The 11,055-nt window shown below is 45.2% G+C and carries 9 protein-coding genes and 1 pseudogene; 9 read left to right on the top strand and 1 reads right to left on the bottom strand.

Annotated features, from left to right (window positions below):
- The first annotated feature begins 190 nt into the window (after nt 1-190).
- From JCM10519_RS15980 to JCM10519_RS15965, 3 genes are all read left to right on the top strand, one after another.
- Nucleotides 191-688 (top strand): protein-tyrosine-phosphatase, encoded by a 498-nt coding sequence (locus JCM10519_RS15980; RefSeq protein WP_054740376.1) that lies wholly within the window; start codon nt 191-193, stop codon nt 686-688.
- Nucleotides 675-1,745 (top strand): Gfo/Idh/MocA family oxidoreductase, encoded by a 1,071-nt coding sequence (locus JCM10519_RS15975; protein WP_054740373.1) that lies wholly within the window; start codon nt 675-677, stop codon nt 1,743-1,745. The genes JCM10519_RS15980 and JCM10519_RS15975 overlap by 14 nt, the downstream gene beginning before the upstream one ends.
- A 258-nt stretch (nt 1,746-2,003) precedes the next feature.
- Nucleotides 2,004-2,237 (top strand): hypothetical protein, encoded by a 234-nt coding sequence (locus JCM10519_RS15965; protein WP_054740369.1) that lies wholly within the window; start codon nt 2,004-2,006, stop codon nt 2,235-2,237.
- Nucleotides 2,238-2,262: 25 nt separating this feature from the next.
- Here the strand turns inward: JCM10519_RS15965 and JCM10519_RS15960 are convergent, their stop codons facing one another.
- Nucleotides 2,263-2,847, bottom strand: coding sequence for an HD domain-containing protein (locus JCM10519_RS15960; protein ID WP_347844432.1), 585 nt, complete (start codon nt 2,845-2,847; stop codon nt 2,263-2,265).
- Between the two features lie 322 nt (nt 2,848-3,169).
- On the opposite strand from JCM10519_RS15960, the gene JCM10519_RS15955 reads away from it, so the two are divergent.
- The 6 genes and pseudogenes from JCM10519_RS15955 (at nt 3,170) to JCM10519_RS15930 (ending at nt 11,052) form a co-directional block, all read left to right on the top strand.
- The gene (locus JCM10519_RS15955) at nt 3,170-4,051 is read left to right on the top strand and encodes a helix-turn-helix domain-containing protein (protein ID WP_054740366.1); all 882 of its coding nucleotides are present in this window, start codon (nt 3,170-3,172) and stop codon (nt 4,049-4,051) included.
- A 269-nt stretch (nt 4,052-4,320) separates the two neighbouring features.
- A pseudogene (locus tag JCM10519_RS15950) lies at nt 4,321-6,364 on the top strand (glycoside hydrolase family 3 C-terminal domain-containing protein); the annotation flags it as partial.
- Between the two features lie 275 nt (nt 6,365-6,639).
- Nucleotides 6,640-6,915: a sporulation transcriptional regulator SpoIIID gene (gene spoIIID / locus JCM10519_RS15945; protein ID WP_054740364.1), complete on the top strand. Its 276-nt coding sequence runs from the start codon at nt 6,640-6,642 to the stop codon at nt 6,913-6,915.
- A gap of 535 nt (nt 6,916-7,450) precedes the next feature.
- Entirely contained in the window at nt 7,451-8,923 is a 1,473-nt protein-coding gene (locus JCM10519_RS15940; RefSeq protein WP_054740362.1) for an aminotransferase class V-fold PLP-dependent enzyme, read from the top strand.
- A 6-nt stretch (nt 8,924-8,929) separates the two neighbouring features.
- Nucleotides 8,930-9,787 carry a polyamine aminopropyltransferase gene (gene speE / locus JCM10519_RS15935; RefSeq protein ID WP_054740359.1) on the top strand — a complete coding sequence of 286 codons (858 nt, stop codon included), beginning with the start codon at nt 8,930-8,932 and terminating at the stop codon, nt 9,785-9,787.
- Entirely contained in the window at nt 9,784-11,052 is a 1,269-nt protein-coding gene (locus tag JCM10519_RS15930) for a saccharopine dehydrogenase C-terminal domain-containing protein (RefSeq protein WP_054740357.1), read from the top strand. The genes speE and JCM10519_RS15930 overlap by 4 nt, the downstream gene beginning before the upstream one ends.
- Nucleotides 11,053-11,055: the final 3 nt, after the last annotated feature.

Below are 11,055 nucleotides of genomic sequence, written 5' to 3'. Positions count from 1 at the left end.
CAGCAGGTAATGGTGCATAGCACAGAATTTTAATGCGTAAATCCAGGTTTGGATTTGCGCTTTTTTTATTTTTAAATAAAATTAAAAAAAATAAAATACAAAAATTATATTGCATCAAAAGGCGTTCCGGGGTAAATTAAGAGGGTGGTCCGGCTTTATAACCATTTAAAGAATTAAGGAGATGTATGCAATGAAGAGAGAACAGGATGTCATCCGTATATTAATGGTCTGCCATGGAAATATATGCAGATCGCCCATGGCAGAGTTTGTTATGAAGGATATGATAGAAAAGGAGCATTTAGGCAATCGTTTCTATGTTGCGTCAGCAGCTACAAGTACAGAAGAAATCGGGAATCCGGTACATCCTGGAACAAGAAAAAAGCTTAAGGAACATGGAATTTTTCCAGATGGAAAATATGCGGTGCAGTTATCCCGGAAGGATTATGGCAAATACGACTATCTCATTGGCATGGAGCAGCGGAATGTAGCAAATATGCTTCGGATTCTGGGAGGAGATCCGGAGGGAAAGGTAAAGCGGCTTCTGGACTTTTCTTTTGATCCCAGGGACATTGCAGACCCGTGGTATACCGGGGATTTTGACCGTACCTATGAAGATGTTTATGAAGGCTGCAAAGCACTTTTATCATATATGCTGGAACAGGAAACCAAAGTTTATGAAACCACTTAATTATATTGTAGTAGGTTCCGGCTGGAGATCCCTGTTTTATGCCAGGATAGCCAAAGCTTATCCGGATTGCTTTAATCTGTCAGCATTTCTTTGCCGGACAAAAGAAAAGGCGGAGAGAATGCAGGAGGAAACCGGGATCAAGGCTGTGACAAGCCCGGAAGAATGTTGGTTGGAAAACCCGGATTTTGTTGTAGTGGCTGTAAACAAAGCTTCTATTTTTCAGGTAACAAGGGAATGGGCGCGGAAAGGATATCCGGTGTTCTGCGAGACTCCTGCTGCAATGGAATTAGGGGATTTGCAGGAGCTTTGGCGTCTTCGCACCCAGGAAGGGGCCAGGATTCAGGTGGCGGAGCAGTATTTTGAATACCCGGCCTTTCATGCGGCTATTGAGATCGTGAAACGGGGATATCTTGGAGATCCGTATATGGTTAATATCTCCGCAGTCCACGATTACCATGGAGCCAGCTTAATCCGGCGTTTTTTAGGGATTGGTTTTGAGAATATGAAACTGTACGGTAAGAAATTTCTGTATCCGGTGGTGGAAACGGATTCCAGGTACGGGGTTATTGAGGATGGCAGGGTGAGTGAGAGAGAACGGGTCAGGCTGACCTTTGAATTTGAAGGCGGAAAAACGGCCTTTTATGATTTTAACGGCATACAATACCATTCCAGGATCAGGAGCCGCCATTTAAATGTTCAGGGAGCGAAAGGGGAACTGGATGACTGGACGCTTCGTTATGTAGGGGAAGACAATCGGTCCAGAGAGTATCAGATCATGAAAGAACCCTTTGATACAGGAAGTGGAATGAATGAAATCTATATGGGACAGGAACTGCTTTACCGGAATCCTTTTTATGAACTGGGAAAGACAGAAGGGCTTCCTCAGGATGAGACGGCCATAGGAACCCTTATGCTTGGAATGAGACGGTTTATAGAGGAAGGTGTGGAGGTTTATCCCCTTTCAGAGGGGCTGCAGGATGCCTATGTAAGAATACTTATGGAGCAGGCTCTTAAAAGCGGTCAGGTGGTAGAATCTAAAGCACAGGTTTGGAGCTGATTAAAAGAAAACGGGCTTTTTCCATAAAGTAAAAGCCCGTCCCATGCTGATGGAGGAAGAGGATCTTCATCAATCATCGTCGATGATAGTGAGATTAAGAGCTTCGCAGGACAAGTCCACATCCCTCCCTGCTTTCATAGCAGGACTGATGAAACGGATAATGGGGCGCAGAGCAAATCCGGGCGTGTTATCCTTAACAACTGCAGAACTCCCGTCACTAAGGTGGACAATGGTACCGATGGGATATGCGGAAACACAATGAAGGAAAGCTGTCAGCAGTTCCGGGTCAAAATGAGTGTTGGAGCAGCTGGTAAGATAATCAAAAATCCTTCTGGGAGACCATGCTTTCCGGTATGGCCTGGTGGAATTGAGAGCGTCATATACATCCGCAATGGCCAGGATACGGGCATAAAGGGGAATATCCTTGCCTGCAAGGCCGAAGGGATATCCGCTTCCGTCATATTTTTCGTGATGGGTCTGGACCCCCTGTAATACTGTTTGGGAAATTATGATGTTCTCACCCAGTTTTTTTGTAGGAAAGGCTGGGGTGCTGCTTCATGATTTCAAATTCTTCGCTGGTTAAGGGACCAGGTTTGTTGGTAATATCAATTGGAATATCCGTTTTTCCAATGTCATGAAGAAGGCCGCAAAGGGCCAGATCATTTAAATTGGAAATGGAAAGTCCGATGTATTTTCCTAATAAAACGCTTAAAATGCCTACATAAAGACTATGTGAATAAGTATACCCGTCGTAATCCCTGATATCGATCATCTGAAAAAGATACTTGTCCTTATTCAGAACATTCATAACAACGGATTCTGCCACTTTGGCGATCTCCTCGTAAGCCTGTCTGCTGGACTGAAAGGTAAATTTTTGTAAACTCAGGTCAAAGACATCGCGGATGCTTGTCAGCATTTTGGCCTTTAGCTCCGGCTCCACGAAATCTTCTGGTTCAATGCCTTCCGTAAGTGCTGTGCAGATATAAGCCCCTTGTACTCCGATGGTTTTCATGCGGCTGATTATACGTTCACTCAGTTTGCAGCCGGTTACCGCAAAAGGAAGCATTGGGTTTATTCCCGGGATATTTCGGGCTAATTCCATACCTTCAGTCAATTTCTCAATAGGAAGATAAATCAATTCTTTCACCTCAACAGACTAAAACGCAGTCTCTTCTTTCTGTTCCTTAAATTCCTTTTTATGTTAAAGTTGGAAATATATGCACAATGACACATTAAATTATAGTGGGAATTATCCAATGAGTCAATGGGAATTTGAATTTTAAACACTAGTATATCAGAGAAAAGTCAGACATTTTTTTTATGCAATAATTCTTTAATCTCTACAAATTACAAAAAAAATAGGATTGACTGAGGAATGGGCATGGAGTAGTCTTTAAAAAAGAGGGTTAAAAAAGGGGAATTTTATGATTGAAATATTAAACGGAATGCATGAGACCATTCATTATGAATGCTCATTAGGACTTCGTCTGCATCATAATACGAATTTTGAGGATTATCCGGAACACTGGCATGGAGGAATTGAAATAATCATGCCGACAAAGGGAGGATATGAGGCCATAATAGGGGAGGAACGTTTTACCCTTGAAACAGAAGATATCATTTTGATCCATTCCGGCGTGATTCATTCGTTAAAGGCACCTTCTATGGGGGAGCGTTATATCCTGCAGTTTGATGCAGGCCTTCTTTACCATTTAAAGGAGATGGAGACCCTGCTGCACATGATTCCTCCGGTCATATTCTTAAGGAAAAAGGACAAGGGGTCCCTTTATGGGTCTATTAAGAAAAAGCTTGATAAAATAATTGAGGAATATGGAGGAAACAGCGGTTTTCGGGAAGCCTCCATTTATGCGGCACTTATTGAGATTTATGTGGAATTAGGGAGAAATAAAGTATGCCGGGATGGGGCCGGCAGAAAGATCCATACTATGAAGCAGCAGGAGTATTTTGAAGCTGTCATGAATGCCTGCACCTATATTAATCAGCACTTCATGGAGAATATAACGTTGGGGGAAGCGGCCCGGATAAGCGGATTTTCCAAATACCATTTTACCCGGATCTTTAAACAGTATATGAATATGACCTTTTACGAATATTTAAACTCCAGGCGGGTGAAAAGGGCGGAGGAGCTTTTGTATAATACAAGGGAAATGAGCATCACAGATGTTGCCATGGGTTCCGGCTTTTCATCCATGAGCGCCTTTAACCGTACCTTTAAAATGATAAAACGCTGTTCACCAAGTGATTACAGAAAGATCAGACAGCAGGCATATGAATCGGAAGGTTAAGAAATAAATTATGATAATAATTCCTCTTATGGGAAAACCGGATTTACGGTGCATTCCTGTAAGAGGATTTTATATTTTAAAGCAATATATGCGCCATTGGAAGCAAGAAGTGGGATGCCTGATCTGTTATGAAATGCTATGATGGGATCATGAAAAAAAGACAAGGAGACATAAGGATATTAGATTAAAGGGAAGGGAAAGGGTGAATACCATGAATCAGGATAAATTGCAGGAATATTGGAAAAAAAGCAAAAGAATTGGTGGCAGAAATGACACTGGAGGAAAAGGTCTCACAGACCGTACACAGCGCGGCAGCGATTCCAAGACTTGGAATCAAGGGCTATAACTGGTGGAATGAGGGACTTCACGGTGTGGCCAGGGCCGGAGTGGCTACTGTGTTTCCCCAGGCCATTGGCCTGGCAGCAAGTTTTGATGAAGATCTGCTTTTTGAAGTTGGTGATACAGTCTCCACAGAAGCCAGGGCAAAGTTTCATATGCAGCAGAAATACGGAGACACGGATATTTACAAGGGACTTACGTTCTGGGCACCTAATGTGAATATTTTCAGGGATCCCCGCTGGGGAAGAGGACATGAGACTTATGGAGAGGATCCTTATTTGACTTCGCGGATGGGGGTTCGTTTCATTAAAGGGCTGCAGGGGGATGACGAAAATTATTTGAAGACCGCAGCCTGTGCCAAACATTTTGCAGTCCATTCAGGTCCGGAGGATGAACGTCATTCCTTTAATGCTGTGGTGACAAAGCAGGATTTATTTGAAACCTATCTGCCTGCTTTTGAGGCCTGCGTAAAAGAAGGAAAGGTAGAGGCGGTTATGGGAGCCTATAACCGGACCAACGGGGAACCCTGCTGCGGAAGCAAGACCCTGCTTAAAGATATTTTGAGGACGGACTGGGGATTTGACGGGCACGTGACCTCAGATTGCTGGGCAGTAAAGGATTTTCATGAACATCACGGAGTCACAGGTTCGGCTCTGGAATCTGTAGCCATGGCCATGGAAAATGGCTGTGATCTAAACTGCGGAAGCCTGTTTTATATCTGACGGAGGCAGTGAACCGGGGATTGGTGTCTGAGGAACGGTTAAATGAGGCAGTTGAGCATCTGATCATGACCAGGCTTAAGCTTGGGATGTTTGAGGAGCCGGAAGCTGTTGGGTATAGTAAAGTTACCTATGAGGACAATGATACCAGAGAGCACAGGGAGCTGAATTTTAAAGCTTCCAGAAAATCCTTTGTGCTGCTGAAGAATGAGGGGAATACGCTTCCTCTTGACAAGAGCAGGCTGAAAACCATCGGCATCATCGGACCAAACAGCAATAACCGAAAGGCGCTTATAGGAAATTATGAGGGCACTGCTTCCAGATATTATACGGTTTCAGAAGGGATACAGGATTACGTTGGAGAGGATGTCCGTGTTATGGTTTCAGAGGGATGCCACTTATGTAAACCAAGGGTAAGCGGTCTGGGATTGGAAAATGATCGGCTGTCAGAGGTACGGGGAGTATGTGAAGCCAGCGATGTGATCATTGCCTGCATGGGCTTAGATTCCAGCCTGGAGGGAGAAGAGGGGGATGAGGGCAATGAGTATGCCAGCGGTGATAAACCCGATCTGTCTCTTCCAGGGCTGCAAAAACAGGTGCTGGAGGAGATCTGTAAGAGCGGGAAGCCTGTGGTCTTAGTGCTTTTATCAGGAAGCGCCCTGGATGTGTCCTGGGCGGATGCCCATATTCCTGCCATCATTGAAGGCTGGTATCCGGGAGCCCAAGGAGGCCGTGCACTGGCTGCTGTGCTGTTCGGTGACTATGCGCCGGAAGGAAAGCTTCCTGTCACCTTTTATCGCAGCACAGAGGAGCTTCCGGACTTTACGGATTATTCCATGAAGGGCAGGACCTACCGCTATATGGAACAGGAGGCTCTTTATCCCTTTGGCTACGGGCTTTCTTATACAGATTTTTCCGTAAGTGATGTAAGTCTTAAGCCGGACCGGATAGGGGCAGGCGATACAATAACCATAAAAGCGGTGTTAAAGAACGAAGGCCTTATGAAGGGGGCGGAAACCCTGCAGGTATATGTAAAGTCCTGCGCACCGGGGACACCCAATGCTCAGCTTAAGGCGCTTTTAAAGGCAGAACTGGAACCAGGGGAGGAAAAAGAATTACAGGTGGCCCTTCCAGCAAAGCCTTTGCCTTAAGGAATGAACAGGGAGACCTGGTAATGGAAGCCGGTACGTACAAGGTGTATGTGGGAACACAGCAGCCTGATAAACGGAGTCAGCATCTTACCGGGAAAACGCCGGAATGCATGACAGTATCCGTAGACCAGCCTGTTGTTCTGGAAAATGCTGCATTTAAAGAAAGTAGATATGCAAATCTGAGGTATATATGGCAGTCACAAGATAGAAAAATACAAACGATTTGCATAAATTAGTGTGTGGCGCTGTCTGCAGGCTGAGAAGTCTGAGACAGCGTTTTTTTAGAAAAAAAATTCATCTGAAAACAGTGGGGATAACCATTCATACTTGCCACTCCTCCTGCATAAGTATGTAAAAACGTCCTAGCAGGGGGATTTTCTTGAAGGAATATATTGAAGAACGCGCGGTTGCGATCGCCAACTACATCATAGACTATCATGCGACCGTGAGGCAGACAGCGAAGAAATTTGGGATATCCAAATCTACGGTACATAAAGATGTTACGGACCGTTTGGAACACATCAATCCGTCTCTGGCAGCCCGGGCCAGAGTGATTCTTGATATTAACAAATCCGAGCGTCATATACGAGGCGGTCTTGCCACCAAGGAGAAATATCAGCACCGCCTTCAGATGTGCAGCAAAAAGAATGGATAGGACTAAAAAGTGAAAAACGGCCGCTGATGGGGATGATACTGGTTTCCATCAGCGGCCGTTTTTCAAGAAAAAGTAAAAATATTATTGACATGAAGCTGTAAAATATGTTATTCTTTACCCCGGTATGAAGAGACATTATCGTTTTCATGCAAATATTGACCACTTCGCAAGAAGTTAAGCCAGACGGACAGGCGGGTCAGCTGCCGAGCGTGGGAAACCACATTATTGATTGAGTTAAAAGCTCAAATTTTATAAGTTGATTACTTTATAATCCGTGCGATTGCACATCACTTGTGAAACGATCAATAATAGCAGGGACAACATATTTGCTATGTAGACTCGAAGACGATAATTATCATGAATAAATGACGGGCAAAATGCCTTTACTGGAAATACCATTCATGAAATTGCAGGCAGGTGATGAATAATCACCTGCCTTTTTGCTATGAAAAAATCTGCGCCAATAAGGTGCCACTTACGTTTCAGCAACAAAAGAGGGTGTAATATTCCCGTGACAAGGAGAGGTAAGAGCCATATGAATAAAGAAGATCAGATGAGGGCGCCTATTTATGAAGCTCTTGAAACATTTCAAAAAAAGAGGGTAGTTCCCTTTGATGTGCCGGGCCATAAAAGGGGAAGAGGAAATCCGGAGCTTGCCCGGCTTTTGGGAGAACGGTGCGTCGGGCTTGATGTAAATTCCATGAAGCCTCTTGATAATTTATGCCATCCGGTGTCTGTGATCCGGGATGCAGAACGGCTTGCAGCAGAAGCCTTTGGGGCGGCAGATGCCTTTTTGATGGTGGGAGGAACCACGTCGGCTGTACAGAGCATGATCCTGTCTGTCTGCAAGGCAGGGGATAAGATCATTCTTCCAAGAAATGTCCATAGGAGTGCCTTAAATGCGCTGGTATTATGCGGGGCAGTTCCGATTTATGTAAATCCTGAAGTAAACAGCATGCTGGGCATTTCCCTTGGAATGGAAATCAGCCAGGTGGAAAAGGCGATTCAGGAAAATCCTGATGCAGTTGCAGTATTTGTTAATAATCCTACCTATTACGGAATCTGTTCTGATATCTGCTCCATTGTCCGGCTGGCCCATGCCCATGGGATGAAGGTCCTGGCTGACGAAGCCCATGGAACCCATCTCTATTTTGGAAAGGGTCTTCCGGTCTCTGCCATGGAAGCGGGCGCGGATATGGCAGCAGTCTCCATGCACAAGTCAGGAGGAAGCCTGACACAAAGCTCCCTTCTCCTTTTAAACAAGGGAGTGAACGGAGATTATGTGCGCCAGATCATAAATCTGACCCAGACAACCAGCGCTTCTTACCTGCTTTTGTCAAGCCTTGATATATCCAGAAGGAACCTGGCTCTGCGGGGGGAAGAGTCCTTTGCAAAGGTGGTGGAAATGGCGGAGTACGCCAGGGGAGAGATCAATTCCATCGGCGGTTACTATGCCTATGGAAGGGACCTGATCAATGGAACCAGTATTTTTGATTACGATGTGACAAAGCTTTCCGTTTACACGCTGGAAAATGGGCTGGCGGGAATTGAAGTTTATGACCTTCTCCGGGATGAATATGATATCCAGATTGAATTCGGGGATATCTGTAATCTTCTTGCCTATATTTCCATCGGCGACCGGATCCAGGATATTGAACGTCTGGTGGGAGCATTGGCAGATATTGAACGCCTTTATAAAAAGGACCGGACAGGAATGCTGTCAGGAGAATATATAGCTCCTAAAGTGGCGGTAACGCCTCAGAAAGCATTTTATTCCCAAAAGGTATCCGTACCGGTGGGAGAATCTGCAGGAAGGATAAGCGGCGAGTTTGTCATGTGCTATCCGCCGGGAATTCCCATTTTGGCGCCGGGGGAGATGATTACGGAAGAGGTCGTGGAGTACATCATTTATGCCAGGGAAATAGGCTGCTCCATGCAGGGAACCGAGGATCCGGCAGTGGAACGGCTGATGGTATTAAAGGAGCAGGTCCAGGAAAGGGAGAGGTAGGAAAAGATGGAGATATGGTTTTCAAAATTTCACACTTCCAATGTAAAGCTTTCTATGCGGATCGATAAACAGCTTTTTTCCGGTGAAAGTGAGTACCAGAGAATTGACGTATTCGACTCCCAGGAATTTGGAAAGTTTGTGTCTTTGGATGGAGATATTGTTTTTTCAGAAAAGGATGAGTTTATATACGATGAAATGGTAACCCATGTTCCTATGGCAGTCCATCCCAATGTAAAGGATGTGCTGATCATCGGCGGAGGCGACGGAGGGGTGGCCAAGGAACTTTTGCAGTACCCGTTTATTCAGTCCATAGATGTGGTTGAGACGGATAAGCTGTTTGTAGATGTGTGCCGGGATATTTTTCCTGAGGTATCCTGCGGCCTTAATGATCCCAGGGTCAGGGTTTATTACGATGACGGGCTCCGTTTCTTAAGAAGCAAAAAAGAACAGTATGACCTTATCATCAATGATTCCACGGATCCTTTCGGACATACGGAGGGGCTTTTTACCAAGGAATTCTACGGCAGCTGCTATAAGGCGCTGCGAAGCGACGGCATCATGGTCTATCAGCATGGAAGCCCTTTTTACGATGAGGATGAGGCGGCGTGCAGGAGCATGCACCGGAAGGTATTCCGCTCTTTCCCAATAAGCCGTGTTTATCAGGCCCATATTCCCACCTGCCCGTCAGGGTACTGGCTGTTTGGGTTCGCTTCAAAAAAGTATCATCCCATCAATGATTTTAAGCCTGAAATATGGAATCAGTTAAAAATTGAAACCTGGTATTATACAACAAATCTTCATACGGGTGCTTTCATGCTGCCTAAATACGTGGAAGATTTACTGAAAGAGGAGGAAAAAGAATGAGCAGATTATTAATTATCGGTTGTGGAGGGGTTGCCTCTGTGGCAATCCACAAATGCTGTCAGAACAGCGAGGTGTTTACAGACATCTGTATTGCAAGCAGAACAAAGGAGAAATGTGATGCCTTAAAGAATAAGCTTGAGGGAACAACAAAAACAAGGATTGAGACTGCCAAGGTTGATGCGGATCAGGCAGAAGAGGTGATTGCCCTTATAAAGGATTATAAGCCGGATGCAGTGTTAAATGTGGCTCTTCCCTATCAGGATTTAACCATTATGGATGCATGTCTGGCAGCAGGGGTGGATTATATTGATACCGCTAACTTTGAGCCTGAGAATACCGATGATCCGAATTGGAGAGCGATCTATGAGAAGCGTTGTGAGAGTCTTGGATTTACCGCCCTTTTTGATTATTCCTGGCAGTGGGAATATAAGGAGCGTTTTGAGAAGGCAGGTATCACTGCACTGCTTGGAACCGGATTCGACCCTGGGGTTACCAGCGTATTTTCTGCTTATGCCTTAAAGCATTATTTTGACGAGATTCATACCATTGATATTTTAGACTGCAACGGAGGGGATCATGGGTATCCTTTTGCAACCAACTTTAATCCTGAGATCAACTTAAGGGAAGTATCCTCTAACGGTTCTTACTGGGAGGATGGCCGCTGGATCGAGACAGAGCCCATGGAGATCAAATCCAGATACAATTTCCCTGAAGTAGGGGAAAAGGACATGTACCTGCTTCACCATGAGGAGATCGAATCCCTGGCTAAGAACATTCCCGGGGTAAAGAGGATCCGTTTCTTTATGACCTTTGGTCAGAGCTATTTAACTCATATGAAGTGCCTGGAAAACGTAGGCATGCTTTCTACCTCTCCCATAGAGTTTAACGGACAGGAGATCGTGCCAATCCAGTTTTTAAAGGCCCTTCTTCCGGACCCTGCTTCCCTTGGTCCCAGAACCAAAGGAAAGACCAACATTGGCTGTATCTTTACAGGAGTAAAGGATGGGAAGGAAAAGACCATTTACATCTACAACGTGTGCGACCATGAGGAATGCTACAAAGAGGTGGAATCCCAGGCGATTTCCTATACCACCGGAGTCCCTGCCATGATCGGAAGCCTGATGGTGCTGACCGGCCAGTGGAAGAAGCCGGGAGTATTTAATGTGGAAGAGTTTGATCCGGATCCCTATATGGAGGCCTTAAACAAATGGGGGCTTCCATGGGTGGTATGTGAGGACCCGGAAACTGTTACGGTATGGAGATAGGAA

The sequence above is a fragment of the Clostridium sp. NkU-1 genome (genome assembly GCA_001312405.1).
The sequence above is the reverse complement of the archived record's forward strand: the minus strand, read 5'-3'. Positions and strand labels throughout refer to the sequence as shown.